General features: G+C 60.3%; 20 protein-coding genes and 4 pseudogenes. 9 read left to right on the top strand and 15 right to left on the bottom strand.

All coding sequences use genetic code 11. The features are described 5' to 3' along the window. Positions 1 to 97: 97 nt before the first annotated feature. The 5 genes and pseudogenes from ACVWW3_RS22755 to ACVWW3_RS22735 form a co-directional block, all read right to left on the bottom strand. Complete coding sequence (locus ACVWW3_RS22755; RefSeq protein ID WP_456648591.1) at positions 98 to 1,021, bottom strand: arginase family protein; 924 nt, start codon at positions 1,019 to 1,021, stop codon at positions 98 to 100. 430 nt (positions 1,022 to 1,451) lie between these two features. Beyond that, positions 1,452 to 2,652, bottom strand: a pseudogene (locus ACVWW3_RS22750) (IS91 family transposase). 153 nt (positions 2,653 to 2,805) lie between these two features. Next, positions 2,806 to 2,952 carry a tyrosine-type recombinase/integrase gene (locus ACVWW3_RS22745; RefSeq protein ID WP_456648594.1) on the bottom strand — a complete coding sequence of 49 codons (147 nt, stop codon included), beginning with the start codon at positions 2,950 to 2,952 and terminating at the stop codon, positions 2,806 to 2,808. Between the two features lie 105 nt (positions 2,953 to 3,057). Further along, positions 3,058 to 4,050, bottom strand: coding sequence for a nitrilase-related carbon-nitrogen hydrolase (locus ACVWW3_RS22740; protein ID WP_247352258.1), 993 nt, complete (start codon positions 4,048 to 4,050; stop codon positions 3,058 to 3,060). 46 nt (positions 4,051 to 4,096) lie between these two features. After that, the gene (locus tag ACVWW3_RS22735; RefSeq protein ID WP_456648595.1) at positions 4,097 to 4,750 is read right to left on the bottom strand and encodes an FMN-dependent NADH-azoreductase; all 654 of its coding nucleotides are present in this window, start codon (positions 4,748 to 4,750) and stop codon (positions 4,097 to 4,099) included. A gap of 205 nt (positions 4,751 to 4,955) precedes the next feature. Between ACVWW3_RS22735 and pdxR the strand changes: the two genes are divergently transcribed. The 3 genes from pdxR (at position 4,956) to ACVWW3_RS22720 (ending at position 7,392) form a co-directional block, all read left to right on the top strand. Beyond that, positions 4,956 to 6,377, top strand: coding sequence for a MocR-like pyridoxine biosynthesis transcription factor PdxR (gene pdxR, locus ACVWW3_RS22730; RefSeq protein ID WP_456648596.1), 1,422 nt, complete (start codon positions 4,956 to 4,958; stop codon positions 6,375 to 6,377). A gap of 126 nt (positions 6,378 to 6,503) precedes the next feature. Next, positions 6,504 to 6,959 carry a carboxymuconolactone decarboxylase family protein gene (locus ACVWW3_RS22725; RefSeq protein WP_247352246.1) on the top strand — a complete coding sequence of 152 codons (456 nt, stop codon included), beginning with the start codon at positions 6,504 to 6,506 and terminating at the stop codon, positions 6,957 to 6,959. Between the two features lie 112 nt (positions 6,960 to 7,071). After that, positions 7,072 to 7,392: a DMT family transporter gene (locus ACVWW3_RS22720; RefSeq protein WP_456648597.1), complete on the top strand. Its 321-nt coding sequence runs from the start codon at positions 7,072 to 7,074 to the stop codon at positions 7,390 to 7,392. Here ACVWW3_RS22720 and ACVWW3_RS22715 read toward each other — a convergent pair. From ACVWW3_RS22715 to ACVWW3_RS22705, 3 genes and pseudogenes are all read right to left on the bottom strand, one after another. Continuing rightward, a complete protein-coding gene (locus ACVWW3_RS22715) occupies positions 7,369 to 8,064 on the bottom strand; it encodes a hypothetical protein (protein WP_456672126.1) in 696 nt (231 codons plus the stop codon). The two genes, ACVWW3_RS22720 and ACVWW3_RS22715, sit on opposite strands and share 24 nt — an antisense overlap. A gap of 80 nt (positions 8,065 to 8,144) precedes the next feature. Further along, positions 8,145 to 8,684 (bottom strand): hypothetical protein, encoded by a 540-nt coding sequence (locus tag ACVWW3_RS22710; RefSeq protein WP_456672464.1) that lies wholly within the window; start codon positions 8,682 to 8,684, stop codon positions 8,145 to 8,147. A 148-nt stretch (positions 8,685 to 8,832) separates the two neighbouring features. Continuing rightward, positions 8,833 to 8,970, bottom strand: a pseudogene (locus ACVWW3_RS22705) (pilus assembly protein); the annotation flags it as partial. Positions 8,971 to 9,727: 757 nt separating this feature from the next. Here ACVWW3_RS22705 and ACVWW3_RS22700 point away from each other — a divergent pair. After that, complete coding sequence (locus ACVWW3_RS22700; protein ID WP_456649763.1) at positions 9,728 to 10,759, top strand: alpha/beta fold hydrolase; 1,032 nt, start codon at positions 9,728 to 9,730, stop codon at positions 10,757 to 10,759. Here ACVWW3_RS22700 and ACVWW3_RS22695 read toward each other — a convergent pair. The 4 genes and pseudogenes from ACVWW3_RS22695 to ACVWW3_RS22680 all read right to left on the bottom strand — a co-directional run bounded on the left by ACVWW3_RS22695 (position 10,713) and on the right by ACVWW3_RS22680 (position 12,736). Next, positions 10,713 to 11,019: pseudogene (locus tag ACVWW3_RS22695) on the bottom strand (hypothetical protein). The gene ACVWW3_RS22700 and the pseudogene ACVWW3_RS22695 overlap by 47 nt on opposite strands. Positions 11,020 to 11,146: 127 nt before the next feature. Then, positions 11,147 to 11,859 (bottom strand): annotated as a pseudogene (locus tag ACVWW3_RS22690) (SOS response-associated peptidase). Continuing rightward, positions 11,860 to 12,309, bottom strand: a complete 450-nt coding sequence (locus ACVWW3_RS22685; RefSeq protein WP_354107570.1) for a hypothetical protein — start codon at positions 12,307 to 12,309, stop codon at positions 11,860 to 11,862. A 19-nt stretch (positions 12,310 to 12,328) separates the two neighbouring features. Further along, positions 12,329 to 12,736: a hypothetical protein gene (locus ACVWW3_RS22680; RefSeq protein ID WP_456648600.1), complete on the bottom strand. Its 408-nt coding sequence runs from the start codon at positions 12,734 to 12,736 to the stop codon at positions 12,329 to 12,331. Between the two features lie 142 nt (positions 12,737 to 12,878). Between ACVWW3_RS22680 and ku the strand changes: the two genes are divergently transcribed. Together ku and ACVWW3_RS22670 are read left to right on the top strand one after the other, a co-directional pair. Next, positions 12,879 to 13,805 (top strand): non-homologous end joining protein Ku, encoded by a 927-nt coding sequence (ku, locus tag ACVWW3_RS22675; RefSeq protein WP_456648601.1) that lies wholly within the window; start codon positions 12,879 to 12,881, stop codon positions 13,803 to 13,805. 700 nt (positions 13,806 to 14,505) lie between these two features. After that, entirely contained in the window at positions 14,506 to 15,672 is a 1,167-nt protein-coding gene (locus tag ACVWW3_RS22670; protein WP_456648602.1) for an MFS transporter, read from the top strand. 320 nt (positions 15,673 to 15,992) lie between these two features. Here the strand turns inward: ACVWW3_RS22670 and ACVWW3_RS22665 are convergent, their stop codons facing one another. Both ACVWW3_RS22665 and ACVWW3_RS22660 read right to left on the bottom strand, forming a co-directional pair. Then, entirely contained in the window at positions 15,993 to 16,202 is a 210-nt protein-coding gene (locus tag ACVWW3_RS22665; protein WP_456648603.1) for a hypothetical protein, read from the bottom strand. After that, on the bottom strand, positions 16,199 to 16,423 hold the full coding sequence (locus ACVWW3_RS22660; protein ID WP_456648604.1) for a hypothetical protein: 225 nt from the start codon (positions 16,421 to 16,423) through the stop codon (positions 16,199 to 16,201). Before ACVWW3_RS22660 ends, ACVWW3_RS22665 begins: the two co-directional genes overlap by 4 nt. Positions 16,424 to 17,706: 1,283 nt before the next feature. Here ACVWW3_RS22660 and ACVWW3_RS22655 point away from each other — a divergent pair. Together ACVWW3_RS22655 and ACVWW3_RS22650 are read left to right on the top strand one after the other, a co-directional pair. Beyond that, the gene (locus ACVWW3_RS22655) at positions 17,707 to 18,084 is read left to right on the top strand and encodes a hypothetical protein (RefSeq protein ID WP_247347545.1); all 378 of its coding nucleotides are present in this window, start codon (positions 17,707 to 17,709) and stop codon (positions 18,082 to 18,084) included. 158 nt (positions 18,085 to 18,242) lie between these two features. Beyond that, entirely contained in the window at positions 18,243 to 18,866 is a 624-nt protein-coding gene (locus ACVWW3_RS22650) for a YjbE family putative metal transport protein (protein ID WP_456648605.1), read from the top strand. Between the two features lie 822 nt (positions 18,867 to 19,688). On the opposite strand, the gene ACVWW3_RS22645 is transcribed toward ACVWW3_RS22650, so the two are convergent. Further along, positions 19,689 to 20,345, bottom strand: a complete 657-nt coding sequence (locus ACVWW3_RS22645; RefSeq protein ID WP_456672418.1) for a methyltransferase domain-containing protein — start codon at positions 20,343 to 20,345, stop codon at positions 19,689 to 19,691. A 680-nt stretch (positions 20,346 to 21,025) separates the two neighbouring features. On the opposite strand from ACVWW3_RS22645, the gene ACVWW3_RS22640 reads away from it, so the two are divergent. Continuing rightward, a complete protein-coding gene (locus ACVWW3_RS22640; RefSeq protein ID WP_456648607.1) occupies positions 21,026 to 21,433 on the top strand; it encodes a hypothetical protein in 408 nt (135 codons plus the stop codon). Positions 21,434 to 21,447 lie beyond the last annotated feature (14 nt).

Below are 21,447 nucleotides of genomic sequence, written 5' to 3'. Positions count from 1 at the left end.
GATCGACGTTCACCCCGAAGGGACTGATCTGCTCGACCTCAGCACCGCAAAACGGATGGCCCTCTCGCGGGGTCAGAGGAAGCGTCAAGAGCAGCAGTTATACGGCTCGTTGCCGAATACAACCTAGCCCATTGCAGATAATCCGCGAGATAGCAATCGCTCCAAGATTTTGCACGTCGCGTTCGGGGACGAACTCGACGACGTCGAGCCCAACTATTCTGCACTTTGACGCGACACCCTGCATAAGATCGACAACGTCAAAATAGGATAGACCGCCTGGCTGTGGTATGAGCACGCCTGGGATGACTGATGGATCGAGACCGTCGCAATCAATGGTAATCAAGCACTCGCTATCGTCCTCTATCTCTGCAAGAACGCTTGCGATCCCATGAAGCCGAATATCTCTTGCTGTGACGATCTTGGTGCCCCACGCCTTTGCACAGTCAAATTCGGCACGACCAGAGCCGCCAATGCCGCGCAAACCAACCTGCACGATGCGTCTTACCCAGGGCAATTCGCTGGCTCGCCGCATTGTGCTTGAGAATGTATAGTCCGATCCGTTTCGCTGATCACGCCAATCAAGATGGGCATCAATCTGCAGGATCGTTAGCCCTTTGCTTTTGCGAAATGCTTCGAAGAAAGGTATCGGAACTGAATCATCCCCGCCTAGCAGGATCGGAACTGCGCCAGCCGAAAGGACAGCTTGCGTGGTCGTTCTGATGGCATCACGATTGCTCTCAGGTGTCATGGGATCCGTCACCAAGTTTCCACCATCCAAGACCTTCAATTTGGCTGGAGTGAGCAGCTCCGCTTCTTGATCAAAATCCCAACGGGTGAGATCGCTCTCATAATGACGCAGAGCGCGACGAATGAAGTCCGGCGCTTTGGCGGCATGGCTCGTCTGACCTACAACGTACGGCGTGGCATCGGAAGCGCCAAACAAGATCACGTCGGCCGCGGGCAGGGCGCTGGTCAAGTCACAAGCCTCAACGCCCAGAAAAGTCGGCCTGTCGGGATGCATTGCAAGTATCCGAGATTGTCTATGCGTCCCTTTCAACCTGAGTCGCTTGATCGGGTTCCGATGGCAGCGGCGGTGTCCTAGGACGTCCGCAAATGTGAAGGGTTTTGGATGCCGGCCCCATGACGGTGGGGCGGCGTGCACGGGGCCGGCGTCCGAAAGCCTCCAGGGGAGGGAAACCGCGCATGGTGGGCGGGAATGGCGCGGCAGGCTCTATGGGGATTTGAGCGCCGCAGGCGAGTTGGCCGATTGAGTTCGAACCGATGCAGCGAACTGCGGGGCGGTGGCGCGGCGGCGACTGAGTGGTTGGCGGCGTCTAACTCGCAGCATTGTCGGCGGATTGGACGATAGCAGAACATTTGGATGCACTCCGCGGTGGCCGTTCGATGAGCGGCGGGCAAGATGATCGTTTTGCAGAACCGCCGTTGTGTGGTCATGAGGTGTCGATCCTGATGGCGCGGGTTGGAGCGGCTGGCGAATGGCGCGGTGTCTCGCCGCGCACGAAGAGCTCGATGAGGATCATACGGCCGCCGCAGCATGGACACCGCGGCTTGTCGGCGTCGGCGATGGTCTCGGTGGGCGCATCCTCACGTTTTTTGATGGCGAGCAGCTCGCGGGCGCGTGCGATGTTGCCGGCGCAAGCGCCCCGCGCCAGCAGGCCGTAATGGCGGATGCGGTTGAAGCCCTTTGGCAGCACGTGGATGAGGAAGCGGCGGATGAACTCGCCGGTGGCCAGGATCATGATCTTCTGTCGTCCGCGGCCCTCGACGCGGTAATCCTTCCATCTGAAGGTGACACCGTGCTGGTCGAGGGCGATCAGGCGGCTGTTGGCGATGGCGACGCGGTGTGTATAGCGCGACAGATAGGCCAACACGGCCTCGGGACCGCCGAACGGACGCTTGGCATAGACCACCCATTCGGCGTTGCGCAGCGGTGCGAGGTGAGCCGCGAAGGCTTGCGCATCGGCAAGTGGCGTTTGATTGCCGAATAAGTACAGGCGGCCGGCCTTGTGGGTCGCGATGAGCTTCTCCAGGAGCAGCCTGCGGAACAGGCGCGAGAGCACGCGCACCGGCAGGAAGAAGCCGGAGCGGCACGCCACCCAGCGCTCGCCATCGAGCGAGATGCCGCCGCCCGGTACGATCATGTGGACGTGCGGGTGATGGGTCATGGCCGAGCCCCCAGCTGTGCAGCACGGAGGTGATGCCGATGCGGGCGCCCAGATGCTTTGGATCGGCGGCGATCGTGGTCAGCGTTTCGGCCGAGGCCTTGAACAGCAGGTCGTAGATGACGGCCTTGTTTTGGTAGGCGATGTCGGCGATGCCCGCCGGCAGCGTGAACACGACATGGAAGTACAGCACGGGCAGCAGATCGGCCTCGCGCTCGGCGAGCCATTGCTTCGCCGCGGCGCCCTGGCACTTCGGGCAATGCCGATTGCGACAAGCGTTGTAGGCGATCTGGGTGTGGACACAATCCTCGTATCGCTCGACATGTCCCCCGAGCGATGCCCTGCGGCAGCTCTCGATGGCTGACGTGACCTTGAGCTGGCCGAGGCTCACATGGCCGGCGTTGGCTTGACGCCATGCCGGTCCACGGTCGCGGAAAATATCCGCGACCTCCAGCGCTGGGCGCGGCACGCGAGCCGCACGTCAGGCGGGTGGCTCGGCCTCCTTGAGCTTGGCCCATGATGTGATCGCGCAGGCTCATGATCTCGCGGATCGTCTTGGTGGCGAGGCGGGTGTAGAGCGCCGTGGTATCGAGCTTGGCGTGGCCGAGCAGCACCTGGATCACTATGATATCGATGTTCTGTTCCAGAAGATGGTGGCAAAGTTGTGCCGGAGTGTGTGCGGAGATACCCGCTTGTCGATCCCGGCCATGTGGGCAGCCGCATGGCAGGCGCGATTGAACTGGCGCGTGGTAAGAGGACTGACTGGCATCGGCGCAGGTGGTAGTGGCCGTATCGTTGCGGGCTTTGATATCAGCACAACGGGTTTGCGGCCCGGAAGTCCAAAGAACGCATCCTCTCGGAATGGCCAGCAGCACTATGCCGCCTTGACGCTATCTTCATCAACCGGCCCCGCGATGATCGGCAGAGGATGCGTACCGCGTTCATGGAAGTGGGACGCCGCTGTGCGATCGATAGCCAGGCTGAGAAGTTCCGGTCGACTGTAGTGGCCGCGCGAGTCCATCATCTGCTTGCGGCGATCGATCATCGAGAAATCGAGATCGGCAATCACGTGGCCTTCGCCGGATCGCAAGGGTTCACCGATCAATTCACCTTCGGGTGAAATAATTGCAGTGAAGCAGCCGCCGGAAATCGGGCCAATGCTGCATCCGGTGTCCTTCATGATCTGCGCTTGCTGTTCGCCATCAAGCCACGCTGTTGCGTTGACGACGAAACAGCCCGCTTCAAGGGCGTGTTGGCGGATATTCACTTGTGTCTGCTCGGCGAAGCGATCACCGGCGAACGAACCCGGGTACATGGCTGAATGGATTTGCTCGCCGTCAGCCATAAGGGCATAGCGCGCCAGCGGATTGTAGTGCTCCCAGCATGCCAGCTGGCCGACACGGCCGACGGCGCTATCCACTGCGCGCAGCCCGGAACCATCGCCCTGGCCCCAAATCATGCGCTCATGGAAAGTGGGACTGATCTTGCGCCGGCGCTGGATCAAGGTGCCGTCTGCGTCGAACAACAATTGCGTGTTGTAGAGCGTGCCGCCGTCGCGTTCGTTGACGCCTATCGACACCACCATCGTGGCCTGCCTCGCAGCCTCGCCGATGGCTTCTGTGGTGGCTGAGGGTACCGCTATGGCTTGATCGAGCAGCCTGAGGTGCTCCTTGCCTGTCCTGATCTCGAAGGGCGTCTGCACAAACGAGAAATAGGGATAGTATGGTACCACTGTTTCCGGAAACGTCGCGAACTGGACCCCCAGCCTGGCGAGCTCGGCGATCTTTCGGATTACTCTTTGCACTGTTCCTTCCCGGCTGTAGAGCACGGGGCTGATCTGTACGGCAGCGGCTTTGACGACCGTCATGTTGTTTCTCCGAGAACTGTGATTGAAATCGACGGCCGTCGGCCGCTCACACAGCTTGCCGAAACGCCACCGCTGAAGTGCATGCGAAACGGAGAAAGAACTCCTGTATCGCTTGATCGGTCGTGGCCCGGGCTATGGCCAATGCATCAGCACCAAGGGCGGACCCCTCGACGGAGAAGAACGTCAGATCATGCAGCCCGATACTGCCGAGGATAGCTTTAAGATATGGCGTGAGAAAATCGGGCTGATGCGTGCGCTCGCCGGAAAATCGCCCGCCCGAGGACACTGCGACAAAGACCGGCCGGTCGTGCAGCGCCCCCACTTTTCCTTGGGCAGTCACGTCGAAAGTTCGACGGACCCGAACGACGTGATCAATCCACGCCTTGAGAGCGGCTGGCACGGTGAAGTTATGCATTGGAGTTGCGATGACCACGCAGTCGGCGCTCTCCAACTCTTGGATCAACTCTTCGGACCGCGACATCGAGCCCTCGGCAAATAGTTCCGCGCACGATCGCTCGGTCCCACCGAGAGCAGTTGCGTAACGCTCATCGAGATCGGCGATGGCGTCGCTGATGGCTCGAATGATGACGGTTGCCGCGGGCTCGCTATCCAGCAAATTGCCGATGATTTTCTGAGATAGCCTGTAACTCTCCGATGCCCGCCCCCGGGGGCTGCAAATCAAATGCAGTATCTTCTCCATTGACTATCCGATCGCTGCTGTTTGAACTCGGATCATGAACGATAAGCAATGGAGGCCTGCATCCAAGGACCATGAAGGAGCTTTGCGACTGGTCCATGATATGCCCCCGCGCTGGGCTAGACTGCTGGAGTCCTGCGAGAACTGGAGACCCATCCGAACCGTTGTGGCATAGTGGTTTCCTTCATGGAAAAGATCGGATCGGGCCATGTCTGCCGCCACGCCTGGAAGGATCTCTCCGCTGGATCCGACGGCGACCGAGCCATTCTACCGCCAGATTTACGAACGGTTCCGGGACGCGATCGCCAATGGAATGTTGAAGCCCGGCGACCGCATTCCTTCGGCGAGGGCACTGACCGGGGAATTGGGACTCGCCAGAGGTACCATCGAAACCGCTTATTCCTTGCTGGCCGCGGAGGGGTTAATCGAGGCACGCGGCCAGGCAGGCACCATTGTAAGCCCGGACCTCAAGCCGCGTACGCTCATGGCAAGCCCAGCGCCGCCTTTGGACTTCGCTCCGGACGCTCTCAGTTTTCGTCCCGATACGATCTTACCCTTTCAGATGGGCTTGCCTGCCCTGGATGCGTTTCCAAGAAAGATTTGGGCGCGCCTTACCGCGCGCCGTGCGCGCGCCATGCAGCCTTCCGATATGATCCATCCTCCTGTCCAAGGCTTACCTTTGCTGCGCGCGGAAGTCGCCAGATACCTTCAGGTCTCGCGCGGCATCAACTGCACTGCATCGCAGGTGTTCATCACCTCGGGGTATCGCCAAACCGTCGAGCTGATCGGCAACGCCCTGCTCAAGGCGGGCGATCGCGTCTGGCTCGAAGACCCCGGATACCCGCCCACGCGAGAGATATGCAAGTATATGCATGTTGAAAGCGTCTTGGTCCCTGTCGATGGGCAGGGCATGGTTGTTTCCGACGCGGTCAAGCTGGCGCCCCTGGCGCGCGCAGCGGTAGTCACGCCTGCGCATCAGAGCCCGCTCGGCATGTCCTTGTCGTTACCCCGACGTCTTGCGCTACTGGATTGGGCCGCGCGAAACAAGGCGTGGATCATCGAAGACGATTACGATGGCGAATACCGCTATGTCAGCCGCCCGCTCCCTGCGTTGAAGAACCTCGACCGCGATGGGCGGGTGCTCTATGCGGGCACGTTCAGCAAGGTGCTCTTTCCGGGTATGCGGCTTGCCTATCTCGTAGTGCCGGAAGAGCAAGTCGAGCTGTTTGAGCAGGTCACTGAAAGCCTTTCGGCTGGCTGCCCCGGGCTCACGCAATCCATCGTCACTGCATTCATTAGCGAAGGACATTTTGCCCGCCATATCCAGCGAATGCGGAAACTCTATGCCGAGCGCCGGGAAGCGACCGCGGCTGGCCTGGAAAGCGTGCTCGGAAAATATGTGCGCATAGACTTGCAGCCCGGGGGCATGCACCTGATCTTGCGTCTGCGAGGCAATCGTTCAGACCGCCGGCTGGTTGCAAGCATGCGGAAGCAGAAGCTTTACGCCGAGGCGCTCACGGACTGGACGGCGCGCAACGATGGTGCCTCAGCCCTACTTTTGAGTTTCACGAATATTGATTCTCAGCGTACAGCCGAAAATCTCGGAGGGCGCATTTTGAAAATGATGTGACAGCCGCTTGAGAGGGACCTCTGGACCAGGAAAATGATGGTCTAGCAACGGAGGCCGATCATGGACCTTCTTGGATAGGCCAAGATGCGAGACGATCGAATCTCTCAACCAGATGAGGATTCAATCATGAACAAGCGCATCGATTACGCCAAGGCGTCGCCGGAAGGCTTCAAGGCTTTTGGAGGTGTCTACGTCCATCTTCAGAAGAGCGGCCTTCCAAAGCAACTGGTCGATCTCGTGTATCTACGGGTTTCTCAGATCAACGGCTGTGCCTACTGCATCGACATGCACTCCCGCGATCTGCTCAAGTCTGGCGTCGCCGTCGACAAGCTCGTGCTGGTTCCTGTGTGGCGCGACGCGGGTGAGATCTTCAGTGCGCGCGAACGCTGTGCGCTGGCCTGGACGGAGACCGTGACGCTAGTGGCGGAAACCGGGGTTCCGGAGGTCGACTATGAGGCCGCGACGAGTGCATTCAGCGACAAGGAATTGGCTGACCTCACCTATGCCATCGGCTTGATGAACGCATTCAATCGATTTGGAATCTCATTCCGCTCGATTCCCCGCGCCGTCAGCGAGTCCTGAGGGACCCCCAGTGAGCAAACATGTAGCGCATGGACATCCGTCCATGCGCATCCGGCCCCCCTACAAACGCCGCCCAGCCGTAGTGCCTGGCGATCGCGGATGGATCGCCTCCATGGAATGGATAATGTTAACCGCCGCCGGCTTCCTCGAGATCGGATTCGCCTTTGGCATGAAGTGGTCCGCAGGTTTCACGCGGCTGCTACCCGCGCTGTTTGCGGCCGCCACCGGCTTATCAAGTGTCGTTCTTCTCTCATTGGCACTCCGCACACTTCCAGTCGGCACGGGGTACGCCGTCTGGACCGGCATCGGTGCCGCAGGTACTGCCGTTCTAGGTATCGCAGTGTTCGGCGACTCTGCGTCGCCGGCGCGGTTGTTTTGCATTGCTTTGATTGTGGCAGGGGTGATTGGGTTAAAGCTTGTCTCCGCAAACTGAGACGCGTGAAGCGTTCTGGTGGTGACAATCTTCGTGAGGCAGCAAGCCCTTTGTCCGCCTCGGGTCAATCGCGTCGGTTTGCCCGTGAGGCGATGACTTCCGTTCCGGTCTAGCCGGACAAGCGGACGTGGTCAGATCGGACAGGCATGTCTCGAACTGAACGAGCGACATCGCCTTGGCGCTCACGCGTCGGCCCGCAAGAGCGACCTTATTTCGCTTGCGGGCTAGTTCGAGACGCAGCTTCGAGATCGAGGTGCCGATCTGAGCGAACGCGGCGTCAATCTCGCTCGGCGTGGTCAACATGAATTTGGGCAGCACGGGCGACACGCCGGTGCCGTCATCAAGCTGAACGGCGTAGATCGTGGTGTTCTTGGCCTTGACCGCGGCGCACAGCGTCTCCATCCGCGTATCGATCTTTCCGCGCTCGGTCGAGGACGTGCTCATGGAGCCGTCGCCGTTCCAGCGGTTGACTGTGTTCTGTCCGTCGGTGAACAGGATGATCACGTGCTGGTACTGGTTGTTGACGTCCTCGGCCGGGGCGTTCAGCGGCGACTGGCGCAGCAGCGACAGCCAGCCCCAGTGCAGCCCGATGGTCTGATTGGTGCCGCCGTTCGCCACCATCGCCTCGATGGTGCTCTTGACGGTGCTGAAGGTGCTTGTCAGCGCCAGCATCTTGGCCGGGCAGTACGGTCCTGATCCGCGACGAACTGGGTGGTCAGCGATGAGGGGGCCGCGTCGGAGACGTCGTAGCTCTAGTCGCGGTCGGTGACGCAGCCGTTCCAGTTCGAAGTCGAAGGAGAACCGACGGAGTGGCTCCAGGTGTACCCGTGCCCCTTGCACATCGCCCTCGTGTACCAGGAGCTTCTTCCGGAACTGCAGTAGGAGTTGCCGGAGGCATCCTCCGATCTTGGATCCCAGAAGTCCCAGCGCAGCCAGTTGGCGCTGGCCTTATCGGTACCGACGTTTACGGCGCTCGCGAAGGGCACGACGGAGAACATGACGTCGCCGGGGGTCTTGGCGAGCGCCCCGAGCTTGTCGACGAGGTTCTTGGACGCGGTCTTCAGGTTCGAGAGCTTGGTGCCGCTCATCGAACCGGTATTGTCCAGCACCAGCGCGATGCGCAGCAGGTTGCTGCCCCAGGTCGAAGTCGAGGAGACGCCGAATCCTAGAGTCGGGAAGCCGGCGATCTGCATGAACTGGGACTTGATCGCGCCCGAGGCAGTCATCGCCACCGTCAATCCCTTCCCGCCGCTGTTGGCGGTGTAGGTCGCCGCCGCCTGGACGCTCTGCACGTCGGTCTCGGTTGTACAGTGCGGCGAAGTAGGCCGGCCCCGCCGTGGGAATCTGGTCGGTCGTGATCTTGCCGTCCGACAGGTTCTTGGCGACCATCAGCGAGGCCGAATCGAGCGCGCCCTGCATCGCGGTGCGAGCCCGGCCTGCCCGGCTATAGTCGATCGCGGCGCCGACGAATGACGGGATCGGCAGCAGGGCGATGGCGAAGATCACGGCGATGTTGCCGCGCTCGTCGCCGGCGAAGCGGCCTGATAAGGTGGCGGCGGAACGCGGAATCGAGGTCATGGGAATTCCTTTGCAAGAATTCCTTGAGCCAGAGCCCCACAATTTGCCCTTAAGCAATCCTCGAAAATGCCAGCGAAACGCCCTTCTTCATCGTGCCGCGGCGGAGAGTCCGGAATTCCTAGACACTTTAGGTTCCCGATGCTGCTTTGGCGTGCGCGAACTGGACATTTGCTGTCACTGTGGCACAGGACTGAAGCGACCATGCCGCCCCGGGATTGCGGAGGCCATTTGGTTTAAGTTATGCCGCCATCGCGGGTTGTTCCAGCAGGGCGGAGTAGCGTTGCGCGGCTTCGGCCGTCCGCGGCGGCTATGGCGGATGGCGAATCCGAGTCTCGACGAGGTCTGCGCCATCATCGTACTCTTCGTGTACGGATTGGTGGCTGGTCGAAGCGTCGGACCATCTAAGCTGGGCCGTAACCTGCTCAAGGTATTTATTGTCGAAAGGCTTGAGGAGGTCGCCGGCGAAAACGGCTTCAGCAGGAAAGTCGCGTCGCTTATGCACCAAAGCGCCGCCGGACATCAGACAATGCTCAACCCTGGGTACCGGCCTCTCGCATATCGAGCAACCTCGCACCCGACCCCCAAGCTCGTGATCGTGATTGCGCAATCAGATCGAGATGATCGTGAATCCTTCTTCGATGCTACGACGTATTATGGCCAGCGGCGCAGGAACGTAGAAAGCCGAAGGGTGTTGCCGATCACCCATTCCATTCCGCGCTGGCGACGTCATCGTGCGGATCGTCCCGAGGCACCGCACATGGCTCTAGAGCGCACAAGTTCTCCATCGTTTTTGTCTGATTTCCAGACCGCGCTCCGGCGACGGCCCGCGGTCGCGATGGTCGCGGGCGCAGCGGCTCTTCTGGCGGCGACGGCGCTCGTAAACCGGTATTTCGCGCGCAAGGCGGAACGCGAGAATCCGCCGCAGGGCAGATTTATCGATATCGACGGCGTTCGGCTCCACTACATGGAACGCGGTAGCGGCCGTCCGCTTGTCCTTTTTCACGGCAATGGGAGCATGATCCAGGATTTTCAATCGAGCGGCCTGATCGACCTCGCTGCCAAGGATTACAGGGTAGTCGCGTTCGACCGCCCGGGCTTTGGCCACAGCTCGCGACCCCGCAGTATCGTTTGGGGACCGGACGAACAGGCGGACTTATTCCAAAAGGCTCTCGAGCGACTCGGCATCCGGGGAGCGATTGTGCTCGGGCATTCTTGGGCAGCCTCGGTGGCGATTGCCTTGGCCATAAGGCACCCCTCGTTCGTCGAAGCGCTGGTGTTGGCGTCCGGATACTACTTTCCGAATCCCAGGGTCGATCTGGCCACGCCGTCCGTGCCTGCGGTACCGGGGCTTGGGGACATCGTCAGTAACACAATCTCGCCGCTCGTCGCGCGACTGATGTGGCCCGGACTCATGCGCAAGATATTCGGACCGCAAAGCGTCCCGGAGAAGTTCGCCGGCTTTCCAGTCGAGATGGCTGTTCGGCCGTCTCAACTCCGCGCCAGCGCTGAAGAAGCCGCAATGATGGTCCCCATCGCCCTTGCAGCTTCAAAAACCTACAGCGAACTCACAGTGCCGACCGTCATAATCGCGGGTGAGGACGACCGCTTGATCGAATTCGAGCAATCCGCGCGATTGCGTGACAAGGTCGAGCAGAGCAGGTTGCGACGTATCGCCGGAGCAGGGCATATGATCCAGCAGTCCGCAACCTCGGATTTGATGGCGGCTATCGAAGAGGCGGCATCTATGTCCGCCAAAGGCGAGAGAGATCCGGCACATGTCGACCGCTAAGCGGCTGGCATTCCGGGCAGGTATCGCTGATCGAGTCCAGGACGTCCCGGATCTCGGCAACCGCTTGTTCCCGGAGAAAGACCGGACGGAGGACGCTGCCGAGCGAGATCGATGGCGCGTCCGCGGGTGTGAGGGTCCGCTTTGTCCTTGGCCCAGCCATGCTCCTCGCATTCGTGGATCGCGCCGGCGTCCTGCAACACGTTGATCGCCCAGCCTCGCAGCGTCTGTACCGCCGGCCGTCGTTCCTTCGTCATAAGCATCCAGATCACTCCTGCGAGGACGAATCCTTCTGCCCACCTGCTTGTTCCGAGCGGTTAGCACGGAGCAGGGATTCGCAATCGAGAGCGCCAGGGCTTGTCCACCTGTTCCCGCCGCGCGTGCAGAACGCTACCTTCCCGCCGCGGGGGCTTCCTTCGAGCCGCGGGCGACGATTCTGAGCGCCCCGTCCGGAAGCGGGCGCTGCAGCTTCAGGGCCTCGTCCGCGGGGGCGGTCATCCAGGTCTCGACTTCGTCGCGCGTTGTCAGGATCACGGGCATCGCCTTCGGGTGCACGGCGCCGACCTCGACGTTCGGCTCGGTCGTCAGGAACGCGTAAAGGTCGTTGGTGGTCTCGCCCTCCTTGACCTTCCGGACCGACGTCCAGTTGGTCCAGATGCCGGCGAAGCAGGCGAGCGGACGGGTCTCGTCGAGCGCGAACCAGACGTCGCCGCCTTCGGCTTTGTTGAACTCGCTGAACGAGTTGAACGGCACCGCGCAGCGGTGCTCCGGACCCAGCCACCGCGTCCAATGTTTGCCTCACGTTGCGGATGTTGGTCGTGCCGGAATCCGGCTCCATCCGCAGCAATTCCTTGAAATCGACGGTCTTACCCTTCGCTTGCAGCTTCTCGGCACGCTTCTTGGTGGCATCCATCAGCGCCTTCGACGACGACGGCATGCCCCAGCGCGAACTCGCGGCCGTCGGCGCCGGTCCGGACGATCGGCGCCGTGTAGTCCGGAAACACCCCGGGCATCGGCGCGAGGTTGCCGACGTAGCGGTTGACGACCCGGAATAGCGCGCTGATCGCGGCTTGATTGGTGGTGATCGAATAGAGATTACACATTCAGGTCCCCGGATCCGGATGGCGACCGCGCTGTGCCAACTGCAGCAGTGTCGCCGATGGGCGGCGGTTGGCCTTGGCGCACTTGCTGCAGCGGAGCCGGCCGGCCAGGTCGTGGACGAAGGTCGTCGGAGGGTGGGAAAGTTCGGCGAGCTCGACGTTCCGCCGCGTCTTGCAGCGCGAGCACTCGATCTTCAGCCAGCTATAGCCGCCGTTCACGGCCTGGTCGACAGTCGGCGAGGGGGCGATCGGCTCGCCGTCGGCCCACAGGCGCTCGTTCCAGCTTTCGCACAGCAGCTTGTCCGCGGTCCGGATCAGTGCCTCGCCCCTGGCTCTGGCATCGGCGGCCTGCGTCGCAAGGATCATGGTCATGGCCCGGGCGCGGCCGAGCTCCTTGTTGAGGGCCTTGCGGTCGCCTCCGGAGAGGGGCGTCGGGTGATACTTCGGCGCCATCGCCCGGGCTCCGGACCCGTCAGGTATCGAACGACGGCCAGCAGCCGTCTTCCTCATGGCGCCCAGTCCGCTGAGTGCAGATGTTGTCCAAGAGGCGCTGCCCGACGTCCCTCCAGACCGCGTCCGGACCGTACAGGCGGGCGGCATCGGCCTTCTGGATCTCGACGGTCCGGCCGCAGCGCCGGCAGCCCACTCTCAGTAAATGCTGGGGAATTTGGTCCAGCCGCAGCATCCGTCCGGACGCGCTCGCGCTCAGACGGCGAGCGTCGACGCCCCCGTCGTCCAAGAGCGCCTGCCAGTATTCCGGCGGCAGATCGTCCCCCGGCCCCGGTCCGCCGCGGGGAGGGGCCTTCCTGCTGATGGCAGCGGCCATTTTTTCCATCTGCTTAGGTGTGGGCATGCGCCAGCTCGCGGGGCGGTCGTTCATGCTTGGCATTAGAACATATCAAGAACAAGAGAGTCGAGTCCGGCTCTCGAAAAATCACACAGACGGTCGACCGGTGAGGTCGGAACCATGGTCGGCCGATCGCCTTGAATCCACCCGCCGCCCTGTTCGGAGTACCGCGTTGATGGCCCCTCGCGCCAACTGGAAAGGCTTCCTGCGCCTGTCGCTCGTCACCTGCCCGGTGGCGCTCTATCCAGCCACGTCCGAGAGCGAGAAGATCTCCTTCAACCAGCTGAACCGCCAGACTGGCCACCGTATCAAGTACCTCAAGGTCGACGCCGACACCGGCGACGAGGTGCCCAACGAGGACATCGTTAAGGGTTACCAGCTTGAGAAGGACCAGTTCATCGAGGTCTCCAAGGAAGAGCTCGAAGAGATCGCGCTGGAATCCACGCGGACAATCGAGATCGACGAGTTCGTCGACAAGTCCGACATCGATCCTCGCTACCTGATCCGCCCCTATTACATCCGCCCCGACGGCAAGGTCGGGCACGACGCGTTCGCGGTCATCCGCGAGACCATCCGTGAGATGGATAAGGTCGCGATAGGGCGCGTGGTGCTGACCAACCGCGAGCACATCATTGCGCTTGAGCCGATGGACAAGGGCCTCGTCGGCACTCTGCTGCGCTATCCATACGAGCTGCGCAGCGAGCAGGAGTATTTCGACGAGATCCAGGACGTGAAGGTCACCAAGGATATGCTCGATCTCGCCAGGCACATCGTGAATCAGAAGGCGGGGCGCTTCGATCCGGAGAAGTTCGAGGACCACTACGAGACCGCGCTGATCGAGCTCATCAACCAGAAGCGCGCCGGCAAACCGATCACCCCGAAGGAGCGTCCGCGCGGCGAGAACGTCGTCGATTTGATGGACGCCTTGCGCAAGAGCGTCGGCGGCACAGCTGCGGAGAGCAAGGCAGCGAAAAAGCCGGCAAAGAAAGCGAAGAAGGCGACGGCTGGCCAGAAGGAGTTGCTGATGCCGATCGCCGGGAAGAAGCTAGCGAAGGAAGCGGCGAAGAAGCCGGCGGCCGGTCGCCAGCGGAAGTCGGCGTGATCCGTTGACTCCTGACGGCCGATATTTCGTCGTCCGCGGACGCCTTTGGCACATGGCAAACTCGGCCCTGGGAGAGCAGGAGAGATCTGACCTGGTGCGGCGGCTTAAGAGCGCGAGGCGGGCGGTGGCGATGCCAAGGCGCGCAAGAATATTGAAGCGGAAGAAACGGCTCATTGGGCGGTCGAAAAGGCGAAGCGAGCCATCGGCGAGCGCGGCGCGATCTGGTGGAAGCACGGCGCGCCCGACCTCGCCGCCACATGATCAAGAACTGGCCGTATACCGGATGGTGCGCCAAGCTTCCGCGCTCGCGCCAGTGAGCACTCACACCTCAGGTCCAGCTGATTTTCGCGTTGCTGCTCCGAGCAGATCACGGACGAGCACAGCTTTGAGCGTTAGCTGGTGCGGATCGGTAGCATCCTCGCATCGTTGGCGCGTGTGGGGCGAAGGTTGACAGCCGGTGGCCGCGAGATAGGCGTGTCCGCTAGACTCTTCGAAACCGGACACGGCCAGCTCGCCCTAGCTAGTCGGCTACGGGCCACAAGCAGACCTGTAGCGGCAGCGGGCCGTCCGCAATTTTCTTGCCGACCCTAGTTGCCGGCCGATGTTCGCGCCGTTGATTATCCCGATGAACCCACAGGGGTACAACTGCGTCTTGATTTAATCCGAGAACCGCGCATGCTGTTCTTGCACGAGGGGCGCCATGTTGAATAACCGCTGGGGCATTCTCACCGTTCTCTTCCTTGTGCGTGCCACCATGGCCGTACAGTTTTCGAGCCTTGGTGCAGTCGCGCCGTTGCTGTCACGCGAACTTGTATTCAGCATTGCTGACGTCGGCATCCTGATCGGCCTTTACCATGCCCCCGGAATTGCACTGGCACTGCCCGGTGGCGCCTTCGGTCAGCGGTTCGGCGACAAGGCAACCGTACTCGGCGCGCTTGCCCTCATGCTCGCCGGTGGCGTGCTGATGGCATTGGCGCCGTCGTGGCCGTTGCAGATCACAGGCCGACTTGTGGCCGGCGCCGGTGCCGCGATGATGAGCGTCGTGCTCACGAAGATGTTGACAGATTGGTTCGCCGGAAAGGAAACCGCAACCGCAATGGCGATCTTTATCAATTCTTGGCCGGTTGGCATCGCGCTGTCGCTGCTGCTTCTGCCGCTGCTCGGCACACGCCTTGGCGTCAGCGCTGTGCACCTCGGCGTAGCCGCCTTCATCAGCAGCTGCATGCTGCTGCTCGGGATCTGCTACCGCGCGCCACCGGATACTGTGCAGTCCCAACCGGCAAGTCAGCACCTCGGCCGTGGTGTCGTCGTGGCGCTCGTCACGGCGGGACTGATCTGGGGCTTATTCAACATTGGATTCGCAGTGATCTTTAGCTTCGGACCATCGATGCTAGTCGAGCACGGGTGGTCGATTGCGGCCGCAGGTTCGGCCATCAGCATAGTCTTATGGATCTCGGCCGTGACCGTTCCCCTCGGAGGCTTCCTTGCTGACCGATTCCGGCGTCCGCAGCAAATTATCGTAGTCAGCTGTGTCGCCTTCGGTTCACTGTTATTGATATTGCCGCGCAGCGGCGCAGTGATAGCGATAGTCATGGCGCTTGGCGCTATTTCCGGGCTGCCGGCAGGTCCAATCATGAGTCTGCCGGCGAAGGTGCTGCAGCCGGGAACACGTGCGATCGGCATGGGTTTATTCTTTACCGTCTTCTATGTCTGCATGATGCTCGGACCCGCCGCCGCCGGCGCGATCGGCAAATGGGCCGGTAGCGCAGCGTCTGCTCTTGATTTCGGCGCCGCGATGATCCTCGCCTGCCCGCTGCTTCTTTGGCTTGGCAATCGCATTCCGGCGTTCACAACCAAGCCTGCGTGACGCCAGAACATTGCGGGACGGACCGCGCGTCAAACATTGCGCAGGCGGACTATTGCACCACCTCATCGGTTATGTTGCGTAATTTCCGCTTGGGTGAAAAAACGGAAACTCAGCGTACGCAAATCTCGTCCGCTGCGCCCACTAAGCTGACCATAGTGAGGGCGTCGCCACTTCGCTGATGGGCCACTTCCGGACTTATGCACCGCAAACAAGGACTTACTCGATCGGCAGGCCTTGGGTGATTATCGAGCGGTCCCAGCCAGTAATCGCACCCTTTGGAATTAAGCGGTTTAACACATCCGGGAAGGTGGCTTTCAACCCTAAGCTCCCCTGCCATCCTGTGTGCCGATCACGCAACGCCAGGCCGCTAGGCGTTCTGCCGGATGCCGCTTCATCCACTCGGCGAGCTGCGGCGCGCCCATCAGGCAGGACTGCATCGAGACGTCTGCGAAGTCCGAGGTGGTGACGGTCTGCCCGTGGCAATTTGCCGGAGAGGAGAGATTGCAGAGCACGGCGATGATCTTGATCATGACTGCAGAGTCCTGTCGCTGCGATCGGCTTTTGCCCGGATGATCTTGATGGCCTTGGCGACCGTGCGCGGATGCAGGCCTAGCGCGTAGATCACTTTCTTCTTCTTGCAGCCGAGATTGCAATCGAGGTATCCGCGCACTCGCTCGACGTTGAATGCCTCTAGCTCCTTGGAACCGGGGCGCAGGTTCAGCGCTTCAATGGTACAGAATTCGAGGAACATGTTTGAAGCTCCCACTCGGTCATCCATGCCATTCGCGTTCAGCGCTAGCAGCCGATGGGGCGAATGCTTTGGCCGCGTCAACATGCGAAGCTTTCTCAGCTCGCCGCTCGTAGTCGTCGGCAAGGGCCTTAAGCTGACCCGCAATCGCTGAGTCGGTCATGGTTTGGGCGGCGCGGAGCAAAGTCCGTGCTGTCTCTAGATATGCCTCGGCTCGCTGTGAGATCTGGACCATCACAAAGCCCTCGCGCGCTTTGGCAGCTGGTTGAAGGTGATCTGGAGCCAGCCCACCCAATTGCGGTCACTGCCCCTGCGAGCTCTAAAGCGATCGACGCACTTCTTGGAACAAAGAGGCGTTCGCCACGAGTGGTGCCGGACGAGACCAAACTTGCCTTCACAAACAGCGCATCGCGCAGCACTGCCAGATTTAATGCTTTCGGAGCAGTTGAGCATTGTAGTCTCCTCTTGGCTTTATCGCAGCTGTTTGTCGATCATCCTTGTCGCAACTTGATGACCCTGTGCGCCTTTCCAACGCATGCAGCCTAAGACGATCACGATCAGCAGCTCAATTGAACGTAGGTAATCGTCCGGCATCTAGAGGGTGACGGAACGATACGAAGGTTTAGGGCGCTCCCCTTGAAGCTGACCACTTCCGCAATGGGTCAAAATGCGAAGAACTCAACCCGAGCAAATCTTGTCTGCCATGCCTCGGTAAGCGGACCTCAGTGAGGTGCGCCGCCACTTCCATGGTGGGCCACAAGCCGACATCCCGGTGCCGCGGCTGACAGATCGCTCGCGTTCGCCGTTTATGTCCGCTACCTGGCGCAGCTGACCGACGACGGGCGGAAGTCCTCTGCGATCCAGTGGCGTGTCGCCGTGATCCGGAGCGCACGCGATATACGGGCGTCCAAGCGGCCTCCGTATCGGTTCCGCATAAGTCACCTTGCCGCGCGGTCAAAAAGCGCGCGACGATGGGTAGCATTGTTTTTCTGATCGTAAAGGTTCGTCTTTTTAGAGAGTGGATTTTATCGATCGTGGGTGCGCTCTCGCGAGAGGCAAGCATATGATTGAGCTTTGGGACAAATGGTCCGGGACCCTGGCGTCCGTCGAGACGCTTGCAGCCGTCGTTATTATTGCCGTGGTGGCGGCCGGCGCTATTACGCTGATCGAGACTCGGCGGCATAGGACAAAACATTGATCGGGGAGACGTCGGAAAACGGTGCATCTAGGCCAGAGTAGTTCAGTAATTTGCGGCGCTGGAAGACACTCCTATGCAGGAGGACAAAATGATCGCTTCTCATGCAAGTTGGACAAACAGGAATGCTCCTTGGCGGGACACATTCTGCATATTCGCGCTGTTGAGCATCCTGGTCGCAGCTCCCGCATTCCTGATGATGTACTTCCTGGATGTCCAACTCGTCTTGCCTGCGCTCAGCATTCTGCTTTTCTTGGACGCGATCGTCACAGCGCTCTTTGCTCGGGCAACTTCAGAAAATGAAACGTTAGAAAATGTAACGCTTTGGGATATTGCCGGTGCATTCACCATGATGGGCTGCGCTGCGGCGATTCTTGGCGAACCGGATCAAGTGGCACTGTTTTTCGAGCAACCGGTCGAACAACATCCGGGCACGCCGGCTGTGGGAGACAGTCACCAAGCCCCCTGACAGCCGGCGACGTCGAACTAGAGTTGAGTTAGAGCGGCCCCGTTTTGTCTGCGGCACGGGACTGCGACACGCATCGGTGAACCGATTAGACACATACCAACCACCAAAAATCCGCGCTGAGAGCGGGCCATTTCTCCCGGCACGGGGGAGTGCGACGCGTGTTGGATTTCTCAGATGTCTTGAACGTATTGTTGCAGGTCGTTCTGATCGACCTTGTGCTCGCTGGCGATAACGCCGTCGTCGTCGGACTTGCCGCAGCGGGACTTCCTCAGGCGCAACGAGTCAAGGCGATTTTGATCGGAATCGTTGCGGCGACGATACTGCGCATGCTGTTTGCCGGGTTAGCGACGCAAATCCTCCAAATCGTCGGCCTCCTGCTCGCTGGCGGGATCCTGCTGTTGTGGGTGTGTTGGAATATGTGGCGAGAGTTGCGCGCATCCTCCACAAATCCTATGGGTGCGAAGGAGACTGCTGGAGCAATTGCAGGAAACAAGCCCCGCAAGACACTCGTCCAAGCGAGTTGGCAGATTATTGCGGCCGACATTTCCATGTCGGTTGACAATGTCCTGGCCGTCGCAGGGGCGGCACGAGAGCATCCAGTGGTCATGATTTTCGGGTTGGGGCTTTCCATTGCGATGATGGGCGTGGCCGCTTCTCTTATTGCGCGCCTTCTGCAAAATCATCGATGGATTGCTTACGTCGGCCTGGCCGTCATTCTCTACGTTGCAGTCGAGATGATCTTTCGCGGAACATTGGATATCATGAAGGTAGCGTCGATATGACATGACATACGGCTGCTTGGTGGCCTGCGTCTGTTCCGGTCCCCTCATAGGAAGCACTTCCGCTTTGGGTCAAAGGCGGCGGTCGGCCCCCGAGTGGGACGAATTCCGTTCTACTCGTGCTCCGGACATGTCGCTGCGGTGTGCCAACCAACGCGATAAGCCAAAACCACCGTTCGAATGTGAAAGCAAGGAGCAGCGCGCGCACCACATACAACAGGGCTTGGTTGGAGAAAATGCAATGCGTTTTGTCTTGGAATTATGCCTTGTGTTCGCGTCGTGTGCTTCTGCGAACGCCGCGCCAAGGTGGCATCACAACTCGCGACAAGCCATCGCGCGTCCTGGCCAGGTGGTCACCCCGAGCTGTATCACTCCAGGCGGCGTGCGCATCTATCGCGACGATTCCGTTCCGGGAGGTCTCCGGACCGATCACGACGATCCTCCTGCCTACGATGATCCATCCAAGTTTGGCGGCGGCTGATGACTGAATCAGCGCGCGTGTGCTTTTGGTCACAGTCTGACTTTCATAGCGGCTAGAGCTGGGGTCGGCTTATCTCCTAAAGGCAGACATAGCGGCCCTGTAAGCGAAGGTCGGCGACGGGCCAACAACGGAAGCCGCAATTCTCGTTCGCGTCGCGGCAACCGAGGCAAAACTCGAACTGTTCTACACTCTCGCGCATAGCAGGTGGGCGGCTATGGGGAAGGCCAGTTCATCATTGCTCGTGAATTTACCCAGGGCGTTCCTGACGTCGGTGATTAGAGCTGCGCGCGCCGCAGCGTCTGCCTGTGATACCGGACCAGCCAATGGCGAGCCCGCAACGTAACTCAACACAAATCGCTCGACCGTCGGAAAGCGCACGGTCCCACTCCGCTGTTGAATTGCAACGTCCTGATGGCACGAACGAGAGCTTCCAATTCGTCGGCATTGGACAACCCAAATGGCGCACGCATGATAGCTATCGCGGCTCGACCAACGTGTCGCTGCAATGCGTCAGCCAGAACAGCAAATCCGGGACTTTCGTGAATGCCGTTCCACACCATCAGCGCGAGTCTTCCTTCGGGACCAAGAACCCTACGCATTTCGCGTAAGGCCGCGGGCCGGTCGGCGAAGAATTGCAGGCCCAACTGGCAATATACGACGTTAAATGAACCATCTCGGAATGGCAGCTTATCCGCACTCGCCTCTTGCCACTGGAGTTGTCCGCCGGACCGCGAATCCGGCGATGCGACTGATCTAGCGACGCTCAACATTCCAGGATTGAGATCAATCCCAACCACGGTACCACTTGGACCGACGCGCGTTGCGGCGATGCGCGCCACAACACCAGTGCCGCACGCGACATCGAGAATACGCTCGCTAGGCCGAGGTTGAGCTAGCTCAACAAGTATCGGAGCCCACACCCCAAACACAGCCGGCACCAGCTCTCGCTCGTATACCTCGGGCGCACTGCCCACGACCTGCCACTGTGCTTGCTGGCTCATTTTCATGCCTCCTACCTGCAAGAAATGTGACCGCAACCAGACTCTACAAAGTACGTTGGCCGTGAGGGCAGTATAACTCGATGCTATGAAGTCAGCTATGGGTCAAGGCGGCGGTCCGCACCGGAGACGATGACTGGGGGAGATGTAGGGCATCGGCGCAGGGGCAAACTTCGGGTCGCGTGCCGAGATCGCTATAAACGAGCGTCAAGCTTGCCACGTAATCGCACCACTGGATGGGGTTAGAACGCCATGACTTATCGTGCGCGTACTTCTCCAAAAGCAGCCGATTACATTCCTCTCCCGGAGCCTTCCGCGAAATATGCCCTGCGACCAGCACACACACACACCGTAGAACCAGTCAGCCACACTGACTTGCGTATTCAGTTGGACGCAGTGTGAAGTTGCCGACAGCGAGTACGATCTTCGGGCCATGAGCAAGCTGAGGCATTTTGCCTCTTGGGGCGAAACACCCATTTCTAGGGGTGCATCCAGTCTTGTAGAATGTGGTTGCCCCTGAAGCGGGATGTGCCGAAGTCACCGTTCGGGACGAACGAGCAGTTACTAGCGCTATCGGCAGGTACGCTACCCTAAGAGACCGCCCCCTTTTCGGTTTCACACCACGATTTCACATTCCCCACGCGCGCAACTTTTGCGGCGGCTTGTTGCAGAGGAGAAAACCGATGAGCAAGATCGATCGAAGGTCTGCATTGGCATTCGGGTTGGCAGCGGCTACGGCGGCCACGATAAAGCCCGCCGCCGCTCAAACCACGGGCTACAAGGACACAGCTCCATGGCCGGGTGTGGTGGTGCGCCAGTATGATGGCGACACACCATCGCTGATCCCGGGTTTTAAGACCGTCTCAATGCGTGACGTCATCATGCAGCCGGGATCGAAGACCATGGGGCCTCCTATGATGAATGCCATGGTCTGCCATATCACCGAAGGAGAGCTTCGGCTTGAGCAGGACGAAAAGAGCTTTACCGGCAAGAAGAATTTTGTCTGGACCTGCAACAAGGACACAAAGGAGCAGGCGTTCAATGATGGGAACGTGGTCGCGATTATGCGGATCACCGACCTGAAGGCTTAAGGCTCGTTCTTCGC

The sequence above is a fragment of the Bradyrhizobium sp. LM2.9 genome (assembly GCF_054056555.1).
This window is presented reverse-complemented; position numbering and strand designations above follow the sequence as displayed.